Below are 24,317 nucleotides of genomic sequence, written 5' to 3'. Positions count from 1 at the left end.
CCGGTACTTTACCCTTCAACGCTTTCCACACTCAAACGCTGAATGATATCCTGACGCAACTGGTATTTTTGTACCTTGCCAGACGCCGTGCGCGGTAACGTTTCGACAATGACGATGTGTTCCGGATATTTATACTTTGCCACCCGTTTGCGGCTAAAAAAGGCCACCACTGATTCCAGCGACAGCGAATGATGCGGCGGTTTCAGTACCACATAAGCGCACGACCTTTCACCTAGCCGATCGTCTGGCATCGCGACAACGCAGGCATCATGAATGCGCGGATGCTGTAATAAAATATCCTCCACTTCGCGGCTGCTGATGTTTTCCCCGCCGCGCACAATAATATCTTTTTTACGCCCGGTAATTTTGATGTATCCCGCTTCGTCCATGCGGCATAAGTCGCCACTGTAATACCAGCCATCTTTGTCCAGCGCGCGGGCGGTCAGCTCAGGCTCATCGAGGTAGCCCATAAAAACATTGGGGCCACGCGAGGCCTCTTCACCTTCGCACCCTGCAGGCAACGTATTGCACGCTTCATCGACGACTTTAATTTCCACGCCTGCGGCGGCATATCCATCGGTGTTCATCATGCGTGAAAGTGAATCGTCGAGATTGACCAGCGCATGCGGCGAGCTCTCCGTCGAACCATAGATGCTTAACAATTTAATGCCGCGCTGTTGGCAGTCACGGGCAATCTTTTGCGGAATAGTGGTGCCACCGCATAAGAAAAAACGTAGTGATGTGAGATCACAGGGCCGTTTTTCCAGGCTACACAACATGTCGTAGACGAAGGGGGTTGCACCGAGCACGCAGGTACAGCGTTGTTGCTCGAGCAGTTCAAGACACGCGGTTGGGGTGAATATATCCAACAATACGCTGCGTGCGCCGATTAAAAACGGCGCGGTAACGCCATGCAAAAAACCGGTAGCGTGTCCCAGTGGGGCGGGCATCAAAAACACATCCTGCCAGGTGAGATTGAGTCGGGCACAGTAGGCGCGTTCGCTGGCAAGGATATTGTTGTGGGTTAACATTACGCCTTTCGGCATTCCCTCGGTCCCGGAGGTAAACAGCACGGCAGCCAGTTCATCGGCGTGAACGTTAATAACCTGGGTTAATGGCGGAGCCAGAAGCAGTTGGCTGAACGCCAGCGAGGCGGTGGCCGGTGCCAGTTTATCTACGGCGACAATCTGTTGCAGATGCGGCAACTGGTTTTGCAAGGGGAGGATCAGATCAACCGGTCGGGTCTGTTTAAACAACGTCGGTGCGAAAAAAATCTTCGCTTTGCATTTGTTCAGTACCCACACCAGTTCCGCTTCGCGCCAGGCAGGCAGCAGTGGTACGGAAACGGCTCCGGTTTTCAGGCAGGCCAGATAGATAATGGTGAACTCGCACCAGCCAGGCAACTGAAAGGCAATGCGATCGCCGGGTTGGATCCCGCAGGCTACAAACCAGGTTGCCAGACTGCTGGCAGCATCGTCGAGTGCAGCGTAGGTATATGAAGCGCCATGATTATCAACCACGGCGATTTTATCCGGCATGGCTCTGGCGGTTTGGTGCCAGTAATCGCCAAGCGAAGCATCTCCCCATAAACCCAGTTGTCGCCAGGCCTGGCGACGTTCGGCGTTAAACGTAAGTGTGATACTCATGAAGTTATTCCCAGGATTATTTCGGCATACATCTGACCGGATGGCCAGGCGGGGCCAATCCGGCGTACAACATGCAAAATCCGTTAGCCGTAGCGGAAATCAACGCCAAATGTTCCGAGCGGGTATTCCCATTGTGTGAGGATCGTGTCACCGCACAGCACCCGGCAGGTGCCGCACTCCAGGCAGCCTGCGGAATCAAAATGAATATTTCCACTCTCATCCTGTTTATACAGTCCGGCGGGGCAGGCTTTCAGCAACTTGCGAAATTCATTAAGATCGGGATGTTCAGCCAGAATGATGTGCGGGTGGCCTTCATCAACATTAAATTTATTGACGCCCAGTTTGACGTCGACGTTAACGTTAGTGTCCTGATTCATAGTGCGGTGGCCCCCTTGATGCCGTCTTTCAGTAAGTTCATCAGCCCAATTTGCCTGGCATGGGACATGATCATCTTGCGAACGGGCTGATTTGGGCTTCCGTCGACGGTAAACATATCGTTCATGATATCGGCCACCATGCGGGGATACTGGGTGAACAGGCGCGGGTTTTCCATCAGCGCCGGGATCTTGCGAAAATGCTGTAAATCACGCATCACACAGCCCTGTTCGAGGGCGCGTTTGTAATCCATCAGGCTACTGGCCGAGTAATCCTGGCGCTCTTTTGCAGCAATGGCTGTTTGGGCGGCGGCTTCTGCGGAAGCTATCGCCAAATCCATGCCGCGCACGGTATAACCCAGATTCAGACAGAAACCAGCGGCATCGCCGACGATCATTACCCCGTCATCAACCAGTTTCGGAACCATTGCCAGACCGCCTTCCGGTACCATATGCGCGGAATACTCCAGCAGTTCACCGCCGGCAATTAGCGGACGAATAGTCGGGTGTCGCTTAAAGTCTTCCAGCATTTGCGGAATGCTTTTCGTGGCATGGGCAATATCCCCCAGACCACACACCAGGCCCAGAGAGATGGAATCCTGGTTGGTATACAGAAATCCGCCTCCCATCAGTCCATCAGACGGTGAGCCTGCGAACAGCCAGGCTGCACCTTCGTTGCCTGACAGATTGAACCGATCCGCAATCACCGCCGACGGTAAGCCGATCAGCTCTTTTACGCCAACGGCATAGTGCTGTGCAGAAGAGGGGGGAACCATCCCCAGCGACCGTCCCAGCATAGAATTAACGCCATCGGCAAGGATGACAATATTGGCTTCGAGGATATCGTCCCCGGCTTGCACTCCGGTGACCTTATTGCCTTTGCGAATTAGCGCGTCGACGCGCACGCCGGGGATGAACTGCACGCCAGCCTGTTCCGCTTTTTCCATTAGCCATGGGTCAAGCCGGTTGCGCAAAACGGTATAAGAGTCCTGCGCTGGCGCGTTGTCTTTTTCACGATGGAAGTCGAGGGTAACGGCGCTCTCTTCGGTCAGGAAGGAGATTTTTTCGCGGGTGACTTTACGTTCGAGAGGCGCTTCCTGCGCGAATCCGGGCATGATGCGCTCAAGGCTATGCGCGTAGAGTCTCCCGCCGGTCATATTTTTACTGCCCGCACTGTTGCCGCGCTCGATGACCAGTACGTCCAGTCCGGCCCGGGCCATAACGTAGCCTGCCATTGTACCCGCTACACCAGCACCGACCACAATGGCATCAAATTTTTCATCTGACATGCTTTATGCTCCTTTCCCGCCGCGAGGGCAGCGGGAGATGTGCGTTAACGGGATTAGCGGCTGAGATGGTCGATAAGGGCCGGAACCACTTTGTAGATGTCGCCCACCAGACCGTAATCGGCGTAATTGAAAATAGGGGCTTTTTTATCTTTGTTGATGGCGACAATGACTTTCGCGCCGTTACCGCCGACCATATGCTGAATTTGTCCTGAGATGCCCAGCGTGAGATACAGGTCTGATTTCAATAACACGCCAGAAACGCCAATGTAGCGTTCGCGTTCCATCCAGTTTTCGCCTTCGGCAATCGGTCGTGAACAACCCACTTCAGCACCCAGCACAGATGCCAGTTGGCGCACCATTTCCAGATCGTTTTGCGCCACCAGGCCGCGACCCACACCCACCACGCGCCTGGCTTTGCTGAGATCCACACTGCTCACGGATTTGGCGCGACGCTCCAGGCACATCACTTCATGGTACGGCGCGATGTACGTTGCTGAGACAACCGGGCAGTTGTGCAAGGCGTTTTCCGCGACCGGTTCAAGCTGGCCTGGGGCAAGCGTGATAATCGCCAGCGTACTTTTGATTTTTTCTTTGCCAAATGCCAGACCACCATACATCCGGTGTTCGGCGAACAAAATGCCTGCATCCAGCGTTACCGATGTGGCGTCGTTCACCATCGCTGCGTTGAGCTGAATGCTTAAGCGTGCGCCAAGGGATTTGGCTCGTTTAGTCGCGGACATCAGCAGCAGCCCGGCGTGTTCCTGCATCAGGGCGGCGATGGTCTCAGCGTAATTTTCAACACGCTGTAAACCGGAGGTTGCGTCGAGCACGACTATCTTATCGGCGCCCAGGGCTTGCAACTGATTGGCCTGGTCGCTGCCTTGTACGATAAGGTGTACCTGCTCACCCCACAGGCGAGCGCCGGCCATTAATTCTGCATAGCGTTCTACGTTATCGCTGAACACCCAGACGTTGGCTAATTTACTCATGATGATTTCTCTCCGTTGGGCTTAGTTCAGGGCTTTTTTCAGGTGTTCAGCCAGTTCGGCAATGGCTTCTGCTGAGTCATTTTCCAGAATGATGTGCTGACGTTCGGTTTGCGGCGGCACGGTAAGACTTACCAGCTCCGCTAACGGTGAAGCAGGTATCCAACCAATATCGCTGGCTTGCCACGGGGTGACCGGTTTTTTACCCGCGCCCAGAATCGCCTTCATCGAGGGAATACGCGGTGTGTTGATATCCGACGTCACGCACAGTACGGCGGGGAGCGGCAGATCAATTACTTCGACTTCATCTTCAAGTGTGCGCTCAACCACAAGGCGATCGCCGTTACGTTGGATGCTGCTGACGGCATTAATCACCGGGAGCTGTAATAGTTCGCCAACCAGTAAGCCGACCTGCTGCGCGTAGATATCCCCCGATCCTTCACCGAACAGCATCAGGTCGAAATCCATATTTTTGGCCGCACAGGCCAGCGCCTGAGCGGTATCCCGGGGTAATGAATGCTCCAGTTGTGGATCCTGCACCATATACAAACTGTCCGGCCCGCGGGACAGCACGTCTTTACGCACTTTGGAGTTTTGTAGTAGCGACCCGCCCACCGTTAAGGCGACGATTTCATCACCCTCTGCGCTAAGCTGCGCTGCGGCCTCTATCGCATTTAAGTCAAACTGGCTGATTTTGGCATCGGCCCGGTCAAAGTTAAGCGAGCGCTGTGGGGTAACAACAATGTCCTGTTCTTCAGGCACCAACTTAAAGCAGGTTATTATTTTCATGGCATCTCCAGTGATTCTCGTGTGGATGATGACGTGGTGCGTCATTATCGACAGTAGGGAAAATTGACTGAAAATAGTGTGCGACAGAGGGAGGGCTGTTTTCGACGGGGAAATCTGTTTTCATTGCCAACAATCTTGCAAAAAAAACGTCCCGGGAATGCCTGGTTTATCAGCAATAATCAGACGGTGCGTACCAGAGGAAAAAACGGGAACACAAAGACAGTGAAAATAATTGCGAAATGCGTCATGTTTTTAATCGCCTCTGCGCTGAATTTGTTTCTTATATGTAAATTATTAATGCAGACTTAATAACATTTATTCTTTTTGATTATTATTAAACGCAAATAATCAATTGCAGCAATGTACCAAAGCAAAAGGTGTCATCTTGCAGACGGCGCAAATAATTTTGTTTCGCCGGGAAGGAATAACGTTGTATAACGTCATTATCATTTTTATTTTCTGATATTAATAATCCCAAAATTGCTGCCTTTAGGTGGAGGTTGTCATGTATCAACGCTGCTTTGATAATGCCGCGGAGACCCTTTTTGAACAGGGAAAAACCCCGAGATTCTCGCGATTCGTCATCAGTGATGACCCTAACTGGGAGTCGGGTCATCACGTTCACGATAATGAAACAGAGCTTATTTATGTCAAAAAAGGGGTCGCAAGATTAATTATCGATTCGTCGCTGTATGTCGCGCATGCCGGGGATATCGTGGTGATAGAGCAAGGGCGACTTCATGCGGTTGCTTCGGATAGTAGCGCACCTGCAACGACTTACACCTGCGCGCTCTACGGGTTTCGTTTCAACGGCTGGCAGGATAATCAGCTATTGCAGATGCACTCGTGTCCGGTGATTAGCGTTACTCAGGGGAAGGAGGTTATTAAGAGTATCTTTAATGAGTTGGGGGTTATGCTCCCCCAGAGCAAAAATAACCTGACATCTTCAGCCTACGACGCTTTTGCTTATGCTCTAACCGTTTTATTTTACGAAAACTTTAAAAATGCCTATCGTTCTGAGCAAGGTTATATTAAAAAAGATGTCTTAATTAAAGATGTGCTGGTTTATTTAAATAATAACTTCCGCGAAAAAATTACACTCGATCAGTTATCCAAAAAATTCCGGGCCAGCGTGAGTTATATCTGCCATGAATTTACTAAGGAGTATCGAATTTCGCCGATCAATTATGTGATTCAGCGACGAATGACCGAGGCGAAATTTGCCCTGACGAATACGGAAGCTTCGTTAGCGGAAATCTCCTGGCGGGTAGGGTATGAAAATGTCGATCACTTTGCCAAACTCTTTCAGCGGCATGTGGGTTGTACCCCCAGTGATTATCGCAAGCAGTTTAAAAATAATCTGGTTGAGCAGGAATGCTTGATGCCAGAGGTCTGATTATCCTGGCTCGTGCCGGAAAACGCTTGTGCGCTATCCGGCACGGATTACCGCTTACTTATTCTGATAATCTTTCAGGATTTGGCGTCCGGCGACGTAAATCATAATTTCGTCGGTGCCGCCGCCAATGCGCTCGCAGCGAACATCGCGCCAGAATCGGGAAACGCGCGCTTCATCGGTGTAACCCAGCCCGCCCATGATCTGAATGGCGTCATCAATCACTTCCATTGCCGTGCGGGCGCAGTACAGTTTTGCCAACGCCGCGCTGGTCCGCAGCGACTGTTCCTGATCGGCCTGCCAGGCGACTTTCAACACCATATTGCGCATGTTTTCAATTTTAATCGCCATCAGCGCCAGTTTTTCCTGGATCATCTGGTTATGGCCAATCGGTTTACCAAATGCGATACGCTGGTTAGCATAACGAGCGGCATCTTCGAAGGCGCACTCGGCGAAACCGGTACTACGCGCGGCGTTGATCAGCCGTTCCATCTCAAAGTTGTACATGACGTTGAGGAACCCCATGCCTTCTTCGCCAACCATATCGCTTTCGTCTACTTCAACATCATCAAGATAGACTTCGCAGGTGCTGAGCATGTGCCAGCCGATTTTATGCAGCGGATTAACCTTAATGCCGGGTTTCTTCGAATCCACCCACCACAGCGTAAAGGCTTTCTTCGGATCTTTCGGCTCCGGATCGCGAGCCAGTACCAGCATATAAGGATACTCTTTAGCGCCGGTGATAAAGGTTTTTTGCCCGTTGAGATATACCTTGCCGTTCTTGCGGGTGTAGCTGGTGGTAGCGCTGTTATTGTCTGAACCTGCTCCCGGTTCGGTTAATGCCAGCGCATAAGCCGGATCGCCCGTTTCCATGGTGCTTTCTGCCGTTTTACGTAACTGCTCGGCGGATCCAAAACGACGCATACTGTGAATACACTGACCGTTCGTGATTAAAAAAGCGGGTGCGCCGCATTTGGAAACTTCCATCAGTGCCAGCATCTGCGTGACGTAATCTGCCGGGATACCGCCGAACTCTTCCGGAACGCCCAGCATTGAAATACCGTTGTCCGCAAGGGCGCGCATAAACTCTTTCGGATAGGTAGCCGTCTGATCGCAGGTACGGAAATATTCCTCCGGGAAATTGCTGGTAATCAGTTCGCGAATGCTGGCAAGCAGCAGCTCTTGTTCTTCAGTTAATGAAAAATCCATCAGGGTACTCCTTTTAATTGGCGGCATCGGGCAATATAAAACCCATCGAAGCATCGATAAATAATCTTTCGTCCATCAGTTTCAGTTCCGGAGAAATAACCGGAGGGAAATCCATTTTGTCCAGAATGTCTTCCTGTAAAGAGACACCTGGCGCAATTTCGACTAAATGAAGACCATCTTCTTTTAACGTAAATACAGCACGCTCGGTGATGTAACGCACATCCAGTCCGCGCTCGAGTGCAATTTTTCCGCTGAAAGTGACTTCAGGTAGTTCGTTGACGAATTTTTTCACCCGGCCTTCCTGCACGATATTTAATTTGCCATTGGCAACTTCCGTTTTCAGGCTTCCGGCAGTTAACGTGCCGCAAAATATTATTTTCTTCGAGGTGGCGCTAATATCGATAAAACCGCCGGTTCCCATAATTTTGCCATTGAATTTATGTACGCCGACATTGCCGTGGCGATCCACTTCGGCGAAGCTTAAATAGCATACATCCAGCCCACCGCCGTGGTAGAAGTCAAACTGGGAGGTCATATCCAGAATCGCGCGGGTGTTGACGTTGGCGCCAAAAGCGATGCCCTGGGAGGTAATTCCGCCAATCGGGCCGGTCTCGACCGTCAGAATAAAGTCGTCAGCGCAGCCTTCTTCGCGAGCAACGAGACCAATACCATCGGCGATACCCACGCCAACGTTGCCGACCGCGCCTTTACGCATTTCGAACAGGGCGCGTCGGGCCACCAGTTTACGCTGATTGAGCGGCAGGGCAGTCTGCTGGCTGTCATCAAGGACAAAATCGCCCGAGATAAAGCGGTTAACCGGCGCACCGCCGTACAATTGAGTTTGATCGGGATCGATGACCACAATATCGACCAGATAGCCCGGAATACGCACGGCTTTTGGGTGCAGTGTGGCTTTCTTCACCATTTTTTGCACCTGCATCATGACGATACCGCCGTTGTTGTGAACGGCCTGAGCAATCACCAACGCGTCGAGATACATAACTTCATCTTCAAACGTGGCGTAACCTTCGCTGTCGCAGGTGGTGGCGCGAATAAAGGCGATGTTTGGCGCAATGGCTTTGTAGTAGAGGTACTCTTTGTTATCAATTTCCACCAGCTTGATCAGATCTTCGGTGGTCACTTCATTCAGCTTTCCGCCCTGTTGGCGGGGATCGACAAATGTTCCGATACCGATCTCACTCAGAATACCCGGCTGGTGGGCTGCCGAGGCACGCAGGGTCTGGGTTAATACGCCCTGAGGATAGTTATAGGCGGCAATTTTATTCTGCTCAGCGAGGTCAGAAATTCGTGGTGATTGTCCCCAGTGGCCGCATAATGCCCATTTGACTAAACCTTCCTGTGCTAACGGGCTAATTCCACGGTCAGCACGGTCACCTAATCCCGTTGGGCTAATCAATGATAAGTTTCGGGGTGAGTGTGCATTTTTATATTTTTCAGCCAGCGCGTTAATTAATGTTGTTGCTTCGAGAATACCGCCGCCTGCGCCTAATACACAGAGCGTTGCCTCATCAGGAATATAATTAATGGCATCCGCTGCGGATAATACGGGGACCCGACCATCAATGCGTTTTGGTCTTGATAATTTCATGTGAACTCCAGATTATATGCGTGCGACTACCTGTCGCTATATTCGACAATAATAATGTGAGTTATTTAATAATGTCCGGCCATCTGCCCGATATTCGGGATTAAACGAATATCTGGGGCAGGGCATTACTGATATTAATATGGATAAACAGTACTATTACGCCTGATGCAATATGGTCAAAACGGTACGTAGGTCGGTGACCGAAATTTGCCCAGGGGCAGAGGCTTTTTTCACCGCGCCAAAGGTTGCCGCTGAACCGAAAACCTCACCGGACAGACGTGAAATCACCCCTGTTTTAGCCATCGACATAGTAATGATCGGGCGATCGGCATAGCGTTCCTGCATTTCCAGCGTGGCGCCAAGCAGGGTCAATACATCCGTTTTGTTTTGCGGCATCAGGGCGATTTTCGGGATATCAGCGCCAAGCTCCTGCATTTTACGCAGGCGCAGGACAATCTCTTGTGCCGCTGGCGTCTTATGGAAATCATGATTCGACATAATGACGGCGACATTTTTTGCATGTGCATATTCGACGGTGGCTTTAATCAGTTCGTCACCGGTGAAAAGCTCCAGGTCAATCATATCGACCAGACCGCTATCTACCGCCGCACGGTTTAGCGCAATATAGTTTTCGACAGCCAGCGCCTGTTCACCACCTTCTTTGGCACTACGGAAGGTGAACAGCAGCGGTTTGTCAGCTATCACCTCGCGGATGGCGCGTGCAGCTTCCAGTACGGCATCAACGGAGGACACCTCGGTGAAATGGTCAACGCGCCATTCCAGAATGTCGAAATCCGCCTCGCGATAGGCCAGCGCTTCGCTTTTTACCGTTGCGATGTCTTTACCCATCAGTGAGACAATGATCTTCGGCGCACCCTCGCCAATGACGAGGTTTTTTACGGTTACGGTTTTCATCGATTACCCTTTAAATATTTTACAAATGCTTGCCCATCAGGCTGCAAAACCCATAACCTGTTTCACATACTCAAGAGGGAAATCTTTCCCGGTCCAGAGTTTGAACTGTTCAGCCCCTTGCCATAACAACATGCCGTAACCATCAATCGTTTTGCAACCGGCAAGTTGTGCCTGTTGCAATAATTTGGTCATATGCGGGTTGTAGACGCATTCAGTCACCAGCAGATCCGGGCGTAGCAGGGAAACGTCGGTCACCAGAGATTCGTTCTCCAGCGGCTTCATTCCCACTTTCGTACCGTTGGTCAGAATATCCGCGCTGGCCAGTGCGTCCGCAAAAGCCTGTCGATCGTCGAGATCGATAACGGTGACCACGCAATCGGTATTTTCATTAACACGTTTGGCGAATTCCTGCGCTTTGGCAAAGAACTCATCTTGACGGTTAAAGAGTTTGATTTCTTTGATGCCTTCAATCGCCGCCTGGGCACCAATGGCCGTTGACGCGCCGCCTGCGCCCAACAGTACCATGGTTTTACCCCTGATATCGAAACCGCTTTCCTTGATGGCGCGAATATGCCCCGTGCCATCAGTATTGTAGCCGCGCAGGTAACCATCATCATTGACGATAGTATTAATCGCGCCGACCAGTTTGGCTGCAGGCGTTAATTCATCAACATATTCACATGCCAGTTGCTTGTTGGGCATTGAGACACCGGTACCGCGCATTTTTAAGGCCTTCAGCCCGGCAATCGCATTAGCAAACGTGGAGTTATCGACTTCAAATGCCATGTAGGTAAAAGGTAATCCCGCTTTTTCTAATGCCTTATTTTGCATTTCAGGCGACAAGCTGTGTCTGATAGGGTAGGCCATCAGACCAATCAGTTCATATTTTGCAGTTACGTCCATTTGATACTCCTTCTAAGCAATTTATTGAAAATAACGTTCGCCCAACCGCACATCATTTTTGGGAATATCAAATACGCGGTAGTAACGAATAAAGACGATGATGGCGGTGATGAAGGCCAGCAAAGCAAATGCGAGGTCCAGCAAAATGATGTACTGCAGGCCGATGTTTGAAAGGTATCCGGTGATTAATGGGATAATAAAGTTGGCTACGCCCCCCATCATCATATAAATACTGGTGACCTTGGCTTTGCTCCTGGGGAAAAACTCTGACATCACCGAAACGCCGAGCTGTAAAATACCGCCTGCGGCAGAAAACCCGATAAGAAATGAACCGGCGTTACACACCAATGGGGATGGATATAAATAGATAACCGCTGCGGTGAGGGTTGCCAGCCCGGCGTTAAATACATTCGCCCAAATGGGTCGAACCATTTTCTTGAGCAGTGCAGCAAAAATAAACACGCAGACCAGCGATCCCATACTGTAGTAAGAGATGGTTTTCAGCGCGTCGGCTTCTGCCATGCCGGCAAATGCCATCGCGTATTTCGGCATCCAGACTACGATGACGTAAAAGGTCGAGAATGCGGCCACCCCAAACATAACGGAGGCTACGCCTTCCAGCCAGACCAGCGGTTTACTGTTCATCTGCGGTAGCTCTTTTGCAATGCCCGCATCCACCATCTGGCTGGGGAAACGGCTTTTGAGCAGCATCAACGTTATGACGACGAACAGTACCCCCGGGATAATGACCGCATAGCCATACCAGATATGGTTGAGCAGCATGGTGCTGACGACGATGGGGTAGATCATCTGCCCGAATGAGACCATCGCTTTAACCAGGATAACCGCTGACCCAGACGCCTTAGGGAAGCATTCCATCAAAGCCGGATAGCCACCTGTATCCAGGGCCGAGTTAGCGACGCCGACACAAACAGCGAGAATAAAGGCAATCATCAGATTCGGGCTGGCGGGAATGCCGAAGAAAAACAGCATGTACAGAATTGCCCCTAACAGAATGATAGCCCGTCTACCAAATTTATCTGAGAGCACGCCAAAGAATAAAATACTCACCAGGCGACCAAGACCAATGCCGGAAATTAAATAGGCTATCCCAGCATTGTCAGTGGAGAATTTTTCTGCGAGAGAGCTCATATTTTGCGCCAGTGTAATGACGCTAATGCCGTGTAAAAAATAATTTAAATAAATACAGATTATCGCCAAAAGGAATGGCGTATTAAAGGTCTTATTTTGAGACATGTTCACAACTCCTTGCGGATTTTAAAATTGTTCTGTGCTCGTCGATTTTGTTTAAATTGCGGCGACCTTGTGATTAATATACCGAGGCGCTGATATTGTGCCTACATAGCATGGCGTTTAAGTTACCAGGTATGTTGCATGCTCAACTGTGAAACTTAATTCTTTCAACCAAGATTTTGCTGAAGTTTTAAAACCGCGACCAATTATTTTGCAGCGGGGGAGAACAATATTGCATCCGCATTATTTTACGACCGTCGCCATGTTTAGTTGCTGCTTTGTCGCGATACGGCTGCGATAGCCAATAAACAATGCTAACAGGAAGCCTACCGCGGCTATGCCGGTATCAAACCACATGATGTGAGCAATGCTGGTCTGCGAGAGTCTTGCCGTTATCAGTGGGATGGTGAAGGTCGCAATGCTGCCCGCGCTGTAGTAAATCCCGGTGGCTTTGCCCTTCGCATCGGGAAAGCGTGCGGCCATCAGCGTTAAACCGATTTGTACAACGCCTCCGGCTGAAGAGAAACCGATGACAAATGCGAAGACGATCACCATGTAGATCGACGGATGCAGGCAGACCATCAGCAAGGCGATAAATGAGATAAAGGTGTACAGCATTAACAGAGAGGTTGCGCGCCCCGTCTTTCGTGCCAGTGGCGCGGTGATCAACACACACAGTAGAGAACCGCAGGTGTAAATGCTTAACAGCTTGATCGATAAGGTGTAGGACATCCCGGCGACAAACTGTCCGTACTGTGCTAACCACTGGCTTATCAGATAAAATGTCGCCATGGCGATGTAGCCGTACAGAGTGTAACTGGCGAGATCGAGAAGAGAACAACGATGTTCAGATTGTATGCTTTTCTGTTCAACAGGTAATGCCTTGAGGGGGGCTTGATGCCCAGGATGGGCCGGGAATCGACAGCGAAACAAAAATACGCCATTGATTAGCATCACCGCGGCCGCCACAAGGAAGGACCAGCCAAACCAAAGTTCTGCCCACACCAGCAGACTGATAATCATCGGCAGCAGAAACTGACCGATGGAAACAAACGCTTTAATTAAGATATTAGCCGTGCCGGGAGAGCGGGGAAACGCCTCCATCAGGCTGGGGTAGGTTCCGGCGTCAAGAAAACTGTTTGCCATTCCGGCTAAAAATCCAAAAGCATAGGCAATATAAATGCTGTGAGTATTGATGATGCCTACAAAGAACAGCAGGTAGCAGACCATACCGAAAATAATAAACGGTCTGCGGCCATAGCGATCGGAAAGCATGCCCGCCACCAATAACACGCTTAAACGGCCAATGCCGAGTGAGGAAATAACAATTGAGACGCCTGCGGCATCGGTGTGCCACTGTTGTTCCAGTGAAGACATATTGAGGCTCATCAGAATGACCCCCATGCCGTGTACCAGGTAATTAAAGTACAGCCCTATCGCAGTGGAGAAATAGGTGTTTTTCATAATATGTTACTCAGCGAAGAGGCTAAATGAGTGTGGCGCTGCGGTCTCTTAACACAAACGCTCAAGGTCGTGGGCATACAGTTCAACAGCGGCCGATTGATAGATTTTCCAGTCGAGAAAATCATCGTGCTGATAAACCGCCTGAAAAGAGTTCAGATCGGGAAAGAAACGCATGGTGTTATTACCGATACGGTTATTTATTTTTTCGATAATGGCGTTAATTCTTAACTTTCGTCTGGCTTTCATTTCTGCACAAATGCGCGTGATGTCTTCCGGGATTTCCCTTTCGCCATTCTCCCATTGTTGCCAGGCGGCAACATTGTGATCCCGCGAGATATACATAGCGCTTTCTTCTACCGTCATAGCAAAAATATGGCGGATAGCCTGGAGTTCTAATGCGTTCATTATTTGATCACCTCATAAAAGACGGTGGAATAGTAATAACATTGCTGTGGATATTTCGGCTTGAAGAGAGTCACAGTATCTTGTGCAATATTATTTGTTTATCAACGGGGAAGAGCGGAGCTGTGGTGCGGTAAGGTTGGTGGCGAGGCGCGCGAAGGACAAAAAAAAGCCCATCGTGGGAGATGGGCAAAGACTACACACAGCAATTCGTTGTTTCACTCAGGGGATTTCCATGCTTATAAATCAATGTGTTGATCTAAAGCCATGGGCTAATAGTAGGCATACTGATTTTTTACGTCGATCAGATTCATCTCAATAGTTTAAAAACTGTAAATAATTTGCGAAGCAAATGAGTATTTAAAGAAGGATAACGTTGGGTCTTATTCAGTAAGCGGGCGGAATTGATTAGTATTGTTAAACAATCAGGCGGCGGTGCCGCCTGACGTGGGATTACTTATTGCGTTCGATTTCAGCAATTTCCTCGAGGATTTCGTCGGGATCGCTACCTGGCGCAGGGGCTTCGTTTACCCAGGCAGAGAACAGACGCCAGGACACGGCCAGTACCACCGGGCCGATAAACAGACCAATCATGCCGAAGGCAATCAGTCCTCCGATGACCCCTGAGAGAATCAGGATCAGCGGCAAATCGGCCCCCATGCGAATCAGCATCGGGCGAATAACGTTATCCAGCGTTCCGACCACGCCGCTCCACACCAGCAGCACCGTGCCCCAGGTTGAATCGCCCGTCCAGTACAGCCAGATAATGGCCGGGACCAGCACCGGCAATGGCCCCAGTTGCACCAGACAAGACAGGATCATCAATACCGCCAGCAACGTGGCGTACGGCACGCCGGTTACCGCCAGACCAATACCACCGAGCACTGCCTGCACCAGCGCGGTGACCACAACGCCTAATGCGACGGCGCGAATGGCTTGTGCTGCCAGCAGAATGGCGGCATCGCCACGTTTGGATGCCAGGCGACAAGCGAAGTGGCGAATACCTAACGCCACCTGTTCACCGCGCCAGTACAGCAGGGCGCTGAAAAGCAGCATCAGACCACAGTGCATCATAAAGCGGCCAAGGTGTGCAGCCTGGCCAACAAACCAGGTCGTCGTCGTGCCGATATAAGGACGAACCTTGGCCATGATGGCCGCGCCGCCCATATCCAGCAGACTGTGCCACGCGGCATACAATTTGGCGCCGACCAACGGAATACTGTTCAGCCACGCCAGATCCGGCAGGGTCATATCGCCTGCGGTTACGGCATGGATCAATGGCCCGCTGCCATCAACAATGCTATTGACCAGTAGCGCGATAGGAATGATGAACAACAGCACCAGCAGCAGGGTCATCACCAGCACAGCCAGCGAGCGACGGCCCCAGAGCAATTTTTGTAAGCGTAGCAGGATCGGCCAGGTCGCAATGACCACCGTCCCCGCCCATGCAAAACCGAGGATAAAGGGCTGAACAATCCAAAGACAGGCCACAATCATGACGGCTAAAAACAGCGCCGATAGCAGCACTTGTGCAATATCCTTGGGCTGGCGGAAATTTACCATAAATACTTTTCACCTTTGTCTTTGCGCCAGAACGTTGACGCGACGTGAACACTTAAATGACACCCTGTAATGATGAGCAATTTCAGCGGTTTTTAACAGGCGGATTCTGCCTGTAAATCTGCTGAGCGTATTAGAAAAAAATGTGATACAACAAACAAAGCAACACGCAAACGATTAAATTCACAACACAGACCGCAGGAAAGGGTCACTATAATGATTCCACAAATTTCTCAGGCGCCAGGTGTCGTTCAACTGGTGCTCAATTTTTTGCAGGCACTGGAGCAGCAAGGATTTACGGGCGATACGGCAACGAGCTATGCCGATCGTCTGACAATGTCGACGGATAACAGTATTTATCAGCTGCTTCCTGATGCTGTCGTATTCCCTCGTTCAACCGCAGATGTGGCGCTCATTGCTCGTCTGGCAGCGGAACCTCTTTTCTCTTCGTTGATTTTTACCCCACGCGGCGGCGGCACCGGGACCAACGGTCAGGCGCTGAATCAGGGCATTATTGTTGATATGTCCCGCTATATGAGCCGCATCATTGAAATCAATGTGCAGGAAGGTTGGGTGCGGGTTGAAGCCGGGGTGATAAAAGACCAGCTCAACCAGTTTCTGAAGCCTTACGGCTATTTCTTTGCCCCCGAGTTATCCACCAGTAACCGGGCAACGCTGGGTGGGATGATCAATACCGACGCATCCGGACAAGGCTCGTTGGTTTACGGTAAAACCTCCGATCACGTGCTGGGTATCCGCGCGGTGCTAATGGGCGGCGATATTCTTGATACCCAGCCAATGCCGGTCGAACTTGCCCAAACGCTGGGTAATAGCAACACCACTATTGGCCGCATCTACAAGACGGTTTATGAGCGTTGCCGCGACAACCGACAGCTGATCATTGATAAATTTCCGAAACTTAATCGCTTCCTGACCGGTTACGATCTGCGGCACGTCTTTAACGATGAGATGACCGAATTTGATTTAACCCGCATTCTTACCGGCTCTGAAGGTACGCTGGCGTTTATCACCGAAGCCCGTCTCGATATCACGCCGCTACCCAAAGTCAGACAACTGGTTAACGTTAAGTACGACTCTTTCGACTCGGCATTGCGTAATGCCCCGGTGATGGTGGAAGCGCGCGCGCTGTCGGTAGAAACCGTCGACTCCAAAGTGCTTAACCTGGCACGGGAAGATATTGTCTGGCACTCGGTAAGTGAATTGATTACCGATGTGGCGGATAAAGAGATGCTGGGTCTGAATATTGTGGAGTTTGCCGGTGACGATGAAGCATTGATTGATTCGCAAGTCAGCGCACTGTGCGAACGGCTGGATGGCTTAATCGCGCGTCAGGAAGCGGGTGTTATAGGCTGGCAGCTATGTACCGAGCTGGCAGGCGTCGAACGCATTTACGCGATGCGTAAAAAAGCCGTCGGTCTGCTGGGGAATGCGAAAGGGGCCGCGAAGCCGATTCCGTTTGCTGAAGATACCTGCGTTCCGCCGGAACATCTGGCTGACTATATTGCCGAGTTCCGTGCGCTGCTCGATAGCCACGGCCTGAGTTACGGCATGTTTGGTCACGTGGATGCAGGCGTGCTGCACGTCAGACCGGCGCTGGATATGTGCGACCCGCAGCAGGAAGTGCTGATGAAACGCATTTCTGACGATGTTGTCGCGCTGACGGCAAAATATGGCGGCCTGCTGTGGGGCGAGCACGGAAAAGGTTTTCGTGCAGAATATAGCCCGGCGTTCTTCGGTGAGGAACTGTATCGTGAACTGCGTAAAGTGAAATCGGTGTTTGATCCGCAAAACCGGCTCAATCCGGGCAAAATCTGTCCACCGGAGGATGTTGATGCGCCGATGATGAAAGTGGACGCGGTGAAGCGCGGAACGTATGACCGTCAGATCCCGCTGGCCGTACGCCAGGAGTGGCGTGGGGCGATGGAGTGTAACGGCAACGGGTTATGCTTTAACTTTGATGCGAAAAGCCCGATGTGTCCGTCGATGAAAATCAGCCTCAACCGCATCCATTCACCGAAAGGGCGAGCTACGCTGGTGCGTGAATGGCTGCGTCTGTTGGCAGATCGCGGGATTGACCCGCTACAGCTGGAAAAAGAGCTACCGGAAAAACGTGCCAGTTTACGTACGCTGATTGCCCGTACCCGCAACAGCTGGCATGCGCGCAAAGGCGAATACGATTTCTCGCACGAAGTGAAAGAGGCAATGTCGGGTTGTCTGGCGTGTAAAGCCTGCTCCACACAGTGTCCGATTAAAATCGATGTGCCGGAGTTCCGCTCACGCTTCCTGCAGTTGTATCACACGCGTTATCTGCGGCCGTTGCGCGATCACATGGTGGCGACCGTTGAGAGCTATGCGCCGTTAATGGCGCGGGCGCCCAACACGTTTAACTTCTTCATCAACCAGCCGCTGGTGCGTAATCTGGCTAAAAAGCACATCGGCATGGTCGACTTACCGCTGCTGTCTGCGCCGTCGCTTCAACGTCAGCTGGTTGGTCATCGTTCCGCCAATATGACGCTGGAACAGCTCGAATTACTCAGCCTTGAGCAAAAAACCCGTACGGTGCTGGTGGTGCAGGATCCGTTCACCAGCTATTACGATGCACAGGTGGTGGCTGATTTTATACGTCTGGTTGAAAAGCTGGGTTTGCAGCCGGTACTGTTGCCGTTTTCGCCAAACGGCAAGGCCCAGCATATTAAGGGCTTTTTAAACCGTTTTGCTAAAACCGCAAAGAAAACATCTGAGTTTCTCAATCGGGTGGCGAAGCTGAATATTCCGATGGTGGGTGTCGATCCGGCGCTGGTGCTTTGCTATCGCGATGAATACAAACTGGCGCTCGGGGAACAGCGGGGCGATTTCCATGTGTTACTCGCCAACGAATGGTTATCGACAGTTGTGGAGTCACAGCCGCCAGTCGCTGTGGGCGGTGAACCATGGTACTTCTTTGGACACTGTACCGAAGTGACGGCCCTGCCGGGCGCGCCTGCTCAGTGGGCGGCTATTTTTGCCCGCTTTGGCGCAAAGCTGGAGAACATCAGCGTAGGGTGCTGTGGTATGGCGGGCACCTATGGCCACGAAGTGAAGAATCATCAGAACTCACTGGGGATCTATGAGCTATCATGGCACCAGGCAATGCAACGATTGCCGCGTAACCGTTGTCTGGCTACCGGATACTCCTGTCGCAGTCAGGTTAAACGCGTTGAAGGCACGGGCGTTCGCCATCCATTACAGGCACTGCTGGAGATTATAGGATGATCTGGAAACGTGAAGTCACACTCGAAGCGCTCAACGCCATGGGTGAAGGAAATATGGTTGGGCTGCTTGATATTCGTTTTGTGCACATTGGCGATGACACGCTGGAAGCCACAATGCCGGTAGACCACCGTACTAAACAACCATTTGGTTTGCTGCACGGCGGCGCGTCCGTGGTGCTGGCTGAGAGCATTGGTTCGGTGGCTGGCTATCTGTGTACTCAGGGTGAGCAGAAAGTGGTGGGCCTGGAGGTCAACGCCAACCATATTCGCTCGGCGCGGGAAGGGCGCGTCAGAGGGGTATGTCGCGCGGTGCATACCGGCTCCCGTCATCAGGTATGGCAAATCGAAATCTTCGATGAGCAGGGACGATTGTGCTGCACGTCGCGTCTGACGACAGCAATTTTGTGATGCATATTGCTTTTGGTCATTATCTGCACAGGGAATGGTGTTATACTGTGCAGGTTTTGAACACAAGCGAGGATGATATGTCTACCCAATTAGACCCGGCCCAACTGGCAATAGAGTTTTTACGTCGTGATAAAACCGATCTTTCACCAGCTCAGTACCTGAAAAGACTGAAACAGTTAGAGCTGGAGTTCGCGGATTTATTGACGCTTTCTTCGACTGAACTTAAAGAAGAGATCTATTTTGCCTGGCGCATGGGCGTTCATTGATTCCGGTATGCTTATCGTAATGAAACCCCGACACGCGTTCGGGGTTATTTTTTGCGTTAAATCTCAATCACCACTTCATCTCACCAGTATTAACCTTCGCACTTAACTCCAGAGAACTTGCGTCTGCAAGACCTGGCCATGCCGCGGTGATGGTTTTAATCACATAATCCGAACCTTTCTTCGCCCCTAACGCCTGCTCAAACGATTGCAGATAGTCCTGTGTGAAGCGAATCGCTTTATCGCCCGCAGGGCGTTCGCCAATGTAATGCCCCGGGACCACCTGGGTGGGTTGTAACTTCTGCATTTCGCTCAGTACGCTACGCCACGCGCTACGCTGTTCTGCAGATTGCGTATCCGCTGTCCAGACGTGTATACCAGACGCCACGCCGGTACCGCCAATAATGGCACGGTTCGCTGGGATCCAGACATAGGCTGCATAATCATTAGGGTGGCGCAGCTCCAGCGTTTCACCATCAACCGTGAAATGCGTTTGCGTTGTTGCTTGCGGAACGGTGAGCGATGTTGGCGCGCCATCCTTCATTTGCGGACCCCAGAATTGCAGTTTGGCCTCTTTGGTGGCACGGATATGGTCTACTACGTGCGGTGTTGCCAGGACTTTTACCTGTGGGAAGGCTTTGACGATAGGCCGCAGTCCGAAATAGAAATCCGGATCGCCGGAGGTGATCACGATGGCCTTCAGCGTTTTACCGCTGGCGCGAATCATCTGCACCAGCTGTTCACCATCTTTAGTACTGAACTGTGCGTCAAACAATATCGCTTCTTTCGGTCCTGAAACCAGCGTTGAAGAGACCGGGAAAATAGCCTTGTCCTGTGGATTGTAGACGTCCAGCTGTAGCGTCGCGGCAAAGGCTGAAGAGGCGAACAGAGGTAACAGCAGGGCCAGCGTTTTAACTTTCATGTCAGGTATCCTTGTGCAGGAAATTGTCTTTTGATAGTTCCTGTATTTTAAGGAAATTCGGATCTGTTAGAATTCCCTTATTAGGACATGCTGAGTTTCATAAAACGATCGGATGGGATGCAATGGACAGAGTGATGGCGGCAACGGTATTCAACCATATCTGTGATTTGGGCAGTCTGAGCGCCGCCGCGCGTGCGCTGGGGCTTTCCCGTCCGATGGTCAGTCGTTACCTCGACGAGATGGAAAAATGGGCGGGTGCAAGGCTTATCCATCGCTCGTCGCGCCGTCTGACAATCACGCCAGCGGGTGAAGAGGCATTAGTGAAAACGCGTTCTCTGGCGCAGCTTTCGCTGGATATTGGTGCCGCCAGCGCCGCGCAAACTCCCTCTGGCACGCTACGTGTGGCCTGTGCGCATTCTACAGCTATGCATATTTTAGCGCCGGTACTGCCCGCGTTTCTGACGAAGTATCCACAACTGCGTATCGAGGTGGAGATCAATAATCAACCGGTAAGCCTCGTTGGAGAACGCATTGATGTGGCGATCCGTATAACGGAAAACCCTGAACCTGGAACTATCGCCCGTCGCCTTGGCGACTGTAAATCGGTACTGTGCGCGTCTGTAGAGTACCTGCATCGACATGGCACTCCTGAGACTATCGACGACCTTACGCGGCATAATTGTCTGTACTACAGCGGGTTTGCCGGGAAATCCTGGCACTTTCTGGATTCCCAGGGGCGGGCTGCCGCTGTTGCGATTAAAGGCAATTTGAGCGCCGGGATCTCTTCGTTGCTCTGTGAGTCGGCGTTGGCGGGAACGGGCATTGCGCTGGTGCCGGAACTGGAGGCGCGGGAAGGGCTGGCACAGGGAAAGCTGGTTAGACTCTTGCCCGAGCTTCAACCAAAAAGCCTGCCAATTTATGGTTTATATCTTTCGCGGGAGCATCAGCCTGCAGGACTGCGCCTGTTGCTGGACGCGCTCAGTGAAAAACAGCGCCTAATAATTGATTGAATACGCTTATAAAATAGTCAAATCGCAATTTGTGTTAAACAAAACATATCCGGAAGTGAGATTATTCTTATCGCCCCTTCAAGAGCTAAGCCATCGTGAGTGCCGGAGATAAGCGCCGGATGGGGCCGGAACCCTTAAGCCTGCCAGCAAGCAGCCTTAAGGGTTTTTTGTTGTCTTCACGTAGTGCCCGAACGGGATTGTACCTACTTGCCGTGAGTCTGCAGACCGATGTTGTCAAAAAATAGCCGTGGTGACATTTAAGTTTAAAGAATCAAAACCGCTTTATATCGCACAAAGAATGCAGAACAGACCCTTTGGTAAATCATTACTGTGTGCGCTGTTCTGGTCACCGTATCAGCTTGAAAATAATATAACCCCTGCCTACGGGCGAGTGAAAAATGGCAATGGGTGGTTAGCCAACCGTTAATTTTTTTCCGTTCACCGCTCTGCGAATCTCATCTCTGATAACTCCCTGGTTAGGGATAGCCTGACAGAGGAAGTTGCCCCTTCTATCACAGAAATAGTCATTTTCTATACATCTTTTGATTATCGACCTGTCTCGCCGATTGAAATTACTTAATCCATTATTAATCAATGCATTGAACAAAAAAATCCATCCCTGTTAACCCACGCAGCAGGGTCTATGCTTAGTAAAAGGGGGCAAAAAGGGCGATTAACCCGAATGCCCCTGCTGTTGAGGGGTTGAAGTGATAATCATTATCACTAACATGTTGTTATAGCTTGAAAGCTAGTGACTCGAGGTAACCCTATGGAATTGCATTCAGGAACATTTAACCCGGACGATTTTGCCTGGCGTGGTCTGACGTTAACGCCAGCGGCTGCGGCGCACATCCGCGAGCTGGTGGCAAAGCAACCCGACATGTTAGGCGTGCGTTTAGGCGTGAAGCAAACGGGATGCGCGGGATTTGGCTACGTGCTGGACACCGTTCGCCAGGCGGAAAAAGACGATCTGCTGTTTGAAACGGAGGGGGCCAGACTTTATGTACCGTTACAGGCGATGCCATTCATCGACGGCACAGAAGTTGATTTCGTGCGCGAAGGATTAAATCAGCTATTTAAATTTCATAACCCGAAAGCCCAGAACGAATGCGGCTGTGGCGAAAGTTTTGGGGTATAGGCGGTACTATGTCTCGTAATACTGAAGCAACTGACGATGTCAACACCTGGGCTGGCGGGCACCTTAATTACAAAGAGGGCTTCTTCACCCATCTACAAACCGATGAGCTGGCGAAAGGGATCAACGAAGATGTCGTGCGCGCGATTTCGGCAAAACGTAATGAACCCGGCTGGATGCTGGAATTTCGCCTGAATGCCTTTAAAGCGTGGCTCACCATGGAAGAGCCGCACTGGCTAAAAGCGCATTACGATAAGCTGAACTACCAGGAGTACAGTTATTACTCTGCGCCGTCCTGCGGTAATTGCGATGAAACCTGCGCGTCTGAGCCGGGCGCGGTGCAGCAAACGGGGGCGAATGCGTTTTTAAGTAAAGAAGTTGAGGACGCATTCGAGCAGCTTGGCGTGCCGGTCCGCGAAGGCAAAGAGGTGGCGGTTGATGCCATTTTTGACTCGGTGTCGGTGGCGACAACTTATCGCGATAAACTGGCGGAACAGGGCATTATTTTCTGTTCGTTTGGTGAGGCGATTCACGATCACCCTGAGCTGGTAAAACAATATCTGGGTACGGTTGTCCCGGGTAATGACAATTTCTTTGCGGCGCTAAATGCGGCGGTGGCCTCCGACGGCACGTTTATTTATGTCCCGAAAGGTGTGCGTTGCCCAATGGAACTGTCGACCTATTTCCGTATAAATGCGGAAAAAACCGGTCAGTTTGAACGCACCATTCTGGTTGCGGATGAGGGCAGTTACGTCAGCTATATCGAAGGCTGTTCAGCCCCGGTACGCGATAGCTACCAACTGCATGCCGCGGTGGTAGAAGTCATCATCCACAAAGATGCCGAAGTGAAATACTCGACGGTACAAAACTGGTTCCCTGGTGATGGTAACACCGGCGGCATTTTGAACTTCGTCACCAAGCGCGCTCTGTGCGAAGGCGAAAACAGCAAAATGTCGTGGACGCAGTCGGAAACCGGCTCGGCCATTACCTGGAAATACCCAAGCTGTATTCTGCGCGGCGACAACTCTATCGGCGAATTCTACTCCGTCGCGCTGACCAGTGGTTATCAGCAGGCCGATACCGGCACCAAGATGATCCACATCGGTAAGAACACCAAATCGACCATTATCTCGAAAGGGATCTCCGCGGGACACAGTCAAAACAGCTATCGCGGCTTAGTGAAGATCATGCCGACCGCAACCAACGCCCGCAACTATACCCAATGCGACTCGATGCTGATTGGCGCGGATTGTGGAGCGCACACCTTCCCGTATGTGGAGTGTCGTAACAACAGCGCCCAGCTTGAGCATGAAGCCACGACCTCGCGCATTGGTGAAGACCAGCTGTTTTACTGTTTGCAGCGCGGCATCAGCGAAGAGGATGCCATTTCGATGATCGTTAATGGTTTCTGTAAAGACGTGTTCTCTGAACTGCCGCTGGAATTTGCCGTTGAAGCGCAAAAACTTCTCGCCATAAGTCTTGAACACAGCGTCGGTTAAAATTTAAGGAAAGCA

General features: G+C 51.2%; 21 protein-coding genes and 1 other RNA gene. 7 read left to right on the top strand and 15 right to left on the bottom strand.

Annotated elements, in window-relative coordinates; all coding sequences use genetic code 11:
* Positions 1–8: 8 nt before the first annotated feature.
* From fadK to HV345_RS13370, 5 genes are all read right to left on the bottom strand, one after another.
* Positions 9–1,646, bottom strand: a complete 1,638-nt coding sequence (gene fadK, locus HV345_RS13390) for a medium-chain fatty-acid--CoA ligase (RefSeq protein ID WP_181635676.1) — start codon at positions 1,644–1,646, stop codon at positions 9–11.
* A gap of 83 nt (positions 1,647–1,729) precedes the next feature.
* Positions 1,730–2,023, bottom strand: coding sequence for a ferredoxin (locus tag HV345_RS13385; protein ID WP_016152887.1), 294 nt, complete (start codon positions 2,021–2,023; stop codon positions 1,730–1,732).
* Complete coding sequence (locus HV345_RS13380; RefSeq protein ID WP_181635675.1) at positions 2,020–3,309, bottom strand: FAD-dependent oxidoreductase; 1,290 nt, start codon at positions 3,307–3,309, stop codon at positions 2,020–2,022. Before HV345_RS13380 ends, HV345_RS13385 begins: the two co-directional genes overlap by 4 nt.
* A gap of 53 nt (positions 3,310–3,362) precedes the next feature.
* Positions 3,363–4,298 (bottom strand): electron transfer flavoprotein subunit alpha, encoded by a 936-nt coding sequence (locus tag HV345_RS13375; protein ID WP_181635674.1) that lies wholly within the window; start codon positions 4,296–4,298, stop codon positions 3,363–3,365.
* 21 nt (positions 4,299–4,319) lie between these two features.
* Complete coding sequence (locus HV345_RS13370) at positions 4,320–5,084, bottom strand: electron transfer flavoprotein (RefSeq protein WP_016152890.1); 765 nt, start codon at positions 5,082–5,084, stop codon at positions 4,320–4,322.
* 505 nt (positions 5,085–5,589) lie between these two features.
* On the opposite strand from HV345_RS13370, the gene HV345_RS13365 reads away from it, so the two are divergent.
* Positions 5,590–6,480, top strand: a complete 891-nt coding sequence (locus tag HV345_RS13365; protein ID WP_181635673.1) for an AraC family transcriptional regulator — start codon at positions 5,590–5,592, stop codon at positions 6,478–6,480.
* 54 nt (positions 6,481–6,534) lie between these two features.
* On the opposite strand, the gene HV345_RS13360 is transcribed toward HV345_RS13365, so the two are convergent.
* The 9 genes from HV345_RS13360 to ydiK all read right to left on the bottom strand — a co-directional run bounded on the left by HV345_RS13360 (position 6,535) and on the right by ydiK (position 15,796).
* The gene (locus HV345_RS13360) at positions 6,535–7,686 is read right to left on the bottom strand and encodes an acyl-CoA dehydrogenase (RefSeq protein WP_003836610.1); all 1,152 of its coding nucleotides are present in this window, start codon (positions 7,684–7,686) and stop codon (positions 6,535–6,537) included.
* Between the two features lie 13 nt (positions 7,687–7,699).
* The gene (locus HV345_RS13355; protein WP_046274671.1) at positions 7,700–9,295 is read right to left on the bottom strand and encodes an acyl CoA:acetate/3-ketoacid CoA transferase; all 1,596 of its coding nucleotides are present in this window, start codon (positions 9,293–9,295) and stop codon (positions 7,700–7,702) included.
* A 156-nt stretch (positions 9,296–9,451) separates the two neighbouring features.
* Positions 9,452–10,210, bottom strand: a complete 759-nt coding sequence (gene aroD, locus HV345_RS13350) for a type I 3-dehydroquinate dehydratase (protein WP_019076674.1) — start codon at positions 10,208–10,210, stop codon at positions 9,452–9,454.
* A gap of 36 nt (positions 10,211–10,246) precedes the next feature.
* Positions 10,247–11,113, bottom strand: a complete 867-nt coding sequence (gene ydiB / locus HV345_RS13345) for a quinate/shikimate dehydrogenase (RefSeq protein ID WP_016156358.1) — start codon at positions 11,111–11,113, stop codon at positions 10,247–10,249.
* A 21-nt stretch (positions 11,114–11,134) separates the two neighbouring features.
* A complete protein-coding gene (locus HV345_RS13340) occupies positions 11,135–12,370 on the bottom strand; it encodes an MFS transporter (protein ID WP_181635672.1) in 1,236 nt (411 codons plus the stop codon).
* Positions 12,371–12,610: 240 nt separating this feature from the next.
* A complete protein-coding gene (locus tag HV345_RS13335; RefSeq protein ID WP_049040475.1) occupies positions 12,611–13,831 on the bottom strand; it encodes an MFS transporter in 1,221 nt (406 codons plus the stop codon).
* 48 nt (positions 13,832–13,879) lie between these two features.
* Positions 13,880–14,236 carry a YdiL family protein gene (locus HV345_RS13330; protein WP_019076677.1) on the bottom strand — a complete coding sequence of 119 codons (357 nt, stop codon included), beginning with the start codon at positions 14,234–14,236 and terminating at the stop codon, positions 13,880–13,882.
* A 158-nt stretch (positions 14,237–14,394) separates the two neighbouring features.
* Positions 14,395–14,502: antisense sRNA RprA (rprA, locus tag HV345_RS13325), an RNA gene on the bottom strand.
* 184 nt (positions 14,503–14,686) lie between these two features.
* Positions 14,687–15,796 carry an AI-2E family transporter YdiK gene (gene ydiK / locus HV345_RS13320; protein WP_016156362.1) on the bottom strand — a complete coding sequence of 370 codons (1,110 nt, stop codon included), beginning with the start codon at positions 15,794–15,796 and terminating at the stop codon, positions 14,687–14,689.
* Between the two features lie 213 nt (positions 15,797–16,009).
* Here ydiK and HV345_RS13315 point away from each other — a divergent pair, with 213 nt between their 5' ends.
* The 3 genes from HV345_RS13315 to HV345_RS13305 all read left to right on the top strand — a co-directional run bounded on the left by HV345_RS13315 (position 16,010) and on the right by HV345_RS13305 (position 19,739).
* A complete protein-coding gene (locus tag HV345_RS13315; RefSeq protein ID WP_181635671.1) occupies positions 16,010–19,066 on the top strand; it encodes an FAD-binding and (Fe-S)-binding domain-containing protein in 3,057 nt (1,018 codons plus the stop codon).
* A complete protein-coding gene (gene menI / locus HV345_RS13310) occupies positions 19,063–19,473 on the top strand; it encodes a 1,4-dihydroxy-2-naphthoyl-CoA hydrolase (RefSeq protein ID WP_016152900.1) in 411 nt (136 codons plus the stop codon). The genes HV345_RS13315 and menI overlap by 4 nt, the downstream gene beginning before the upstream one ends.
* Positions 19,474–19,550: 77 nt before the next feature.
* Positions 19,551–19,739: a YdiH family protein gene (locus HV345_RS13305; protein ID WP_029139522.1), complete on the top strand. Its 189-nt coding sequence runs from the start codon at positions 19,551–19,553 to the stop codon at positions 19,737–19,739.
* 67 nt (positions 19,740–19,806) lie between these two features.
* Here HV345_RS13305 and HV345_RS13300 read toward each other — a convergent pair whose 3' ends face one another.
* Positions 19,807–20,658, bottom strand: a complete 852-nt coding sequence (locus HV345_RS13300) for a Vmh family MBL fold metallo-hydrolase (protein ID WP_181635670.1) — start codon at positions 20,656–20,658, stop codon at positions 19,807–19,809.
* 122 nt (positions 20,659–20,780) lie between these two features.
* Between HV345_RS13300 and HV345_RS13295 the strand changes: the two genes are divergently transcribed.
* From HV345_RS13295 to sufB, 3 genes are all read left to right on the top strand, one after another.
* Entirely contained in the window at positions 20,781–21,668 is an 888-nt protein-coding gene (locus HV345_RS13295; protein WP_181635669.1) for a LysR family transcriptional regulator, read from the top strand.
* A gap of 769 nt (positions 21,669–22,437) precedes the next feature.
* Positions 22,438–22,806, top strand: coding sequence for a Fe-S cluster assembly scaffold SufA (gene sufA, locus HV345_RS13290; RefSeq protein WP_016152905.1), 369 nt, complete (start codon positions 22,438–22,440; stop codon positions 22,804–22,806).
* Positions 22,807–22,814: 8 nt separating this feature from the next.
* Positions 22,815–24,302 carry a Fe-S cluster assembly protein SufB gene (gene sufB, locus HV345_RS13285; RefSeq protein WP_181635668.1) on the top strand — a complete coding sequence of 496 codons (1,488 nt, stop codon included), beginning with the start codon at positions 22,815–22,817 and terminating at the stop codon, positions 24,300–24,302.
* Positions 24,303–24,317 lie beyond the last annotated feature (15 nt).

This window comes from Citrobacter sp. RHBSTW-00986 (genome assembly GCF_013783065.1).
Classification (GTDB): Bacteria; Pseudomonadota; Gammaproteobacteria; order Enterobacterales; family Enterobacteriaceae; genus Citrobacter; species Citrobacter braakii.
The sequence above is the reverse complement of the archived record's forward strand: the minus strand, read 5'-3'. Positions and strand labels throughout refer to the sequence as shown.

Coding starts and splice junctions, on each gene's coding strand:
- HV345_RS13370 (WP_016152890.1), bottom strand. CDS start 5,084: ATGAAAATAATAACCTGCTTTAAGTTGGTGCCTGAAGAACAGGACATT.
- aroD (WP_019076674.1), bottom strand. CDS start 10,210: ATGAAAACCGTAACCGTAAAAAACCTCGTCATTGGCGAGGGTGCGCCG.
- HV345_RS13315 (WP_181635671.1), top strand. CDS start 16,010: ATGATTCCACAAATTTCTCAGGCGCCAGGTGTCGTTCAACTGGTGCTC.
- HV345_RS13340 (WP_181635672.1), bottom strand. CDS start 12,370: ATGTCTCAAAATAAGACCTTTAATACGCCATTCCTTTTGGCGATAATC.
- ydiK (WP_016156362.1), bottom strand. CDS start 15,796: ATGGTAAATTTCCGCCAGCCCAAGGATATTGCACAAGTGCTGCTATCG.
- HV345_RS13385 (WP_016152887.1), bottom strand. CDS start 2,023: ATGAATCAGGACACTAACGTTAACGTCGACGTCAAACTGGGCGTCAAT.
- HV345_RS13355 (WP_046274671.1), bottom strand. CDS start 9,295: ATGAAATTATCAAGACCAAAACGCATTGATGGTCGGGTCCCCGTATTA.
- fadK (WP_181635676.1), bottom strand. CDS start 1,646: ATGAGTATCACACTTACGTTTAACGCCGAACGTCGCCAGGCCTGGCGA.
- HV345_RS13305 (WP_029139522.1), top strand. CDS start 19,551: ATGTCTACCCAATTAGACCCGGCCCAACTGGCAATAGAGTTTTTACGT.
- sufB (WP_181635668.1), top strand. CDS start 22,815: ATGTCTCGTAATACTGAAGCAACTGACGATGTCAACACCTGGGCTGGC.
- HV345_RS13375 (WP_181635674.1), bottom strand. CDS start 4,298: ATGAGTAAATTAGCCAACGTCTGGGTGTTCAGCGATAACGTAGAACGC.
- HV345_RS13335 (WP_049040475.1), bottom strand. CDS start 13,831: ATGAAAAACACCTATTTCTCCACTGCGATAGGGCTGTACTTTAATTAC.
- HV345_RS13360 (WP_003836610.1), bottom strand. CDS start 7,686: ATGGATTTTTCATTAACTGAAGAACAAGAGCTGCTGCTTGCCAGCATT.
- HV345_RS13295 (WP_181635669.1), top strand. CDS start 20,781: ATGGACAGAGTGATGGCGGCAACGGTATTCAACCATATCTGTGATTTG.
- menI (WP_016152900.1), top strand. CDS start 19,063: ATGATCTGGAAACGTGAAGTCACACTCGAAGCGCTCAACGCCATGGGT.
- ydiB (WP_016156358.1), bottom strand. CDS start 11,113: ATGGACGTAACTGCAAAATATGAACTGATTGGTCTGATGGCCTACCCT.
- sufA (WP_016152905.1), top strand. CDS start 22,438: ATGGAATTGCATTCAGGAACATTTAACCCGGACGATTTTGCCTGGCGT.
- HV345_RS13365 (WP_181635673.1), top strand. CDS start 5,590: ATGTATCAACGCTGCTTTGATAATGCCGCGGAGACCCTTTTTGAACAG.
- HV345_RS13380 (WP_181635675.1), bottom strand. CDS start 3,309: ATGTCAGATGAAAAATTTGATGCCATTGTGGTCGGTGCTGGTGTAGCG.
- HV345_RS13300 (WP_181635670.1), bottom strand. CDS start 20,658: ATGAAAGTTAAAACGCTGGCCCTGCTGTTACCTCTGTTCGCCTCTTCA.
- HV345_RS13330 (WP_019076677.1), bottom strand. CDS start 14,236: ATGAACGCATTAGAACTCCAGGCTATCCGCCATATTTTTGCTATGACG.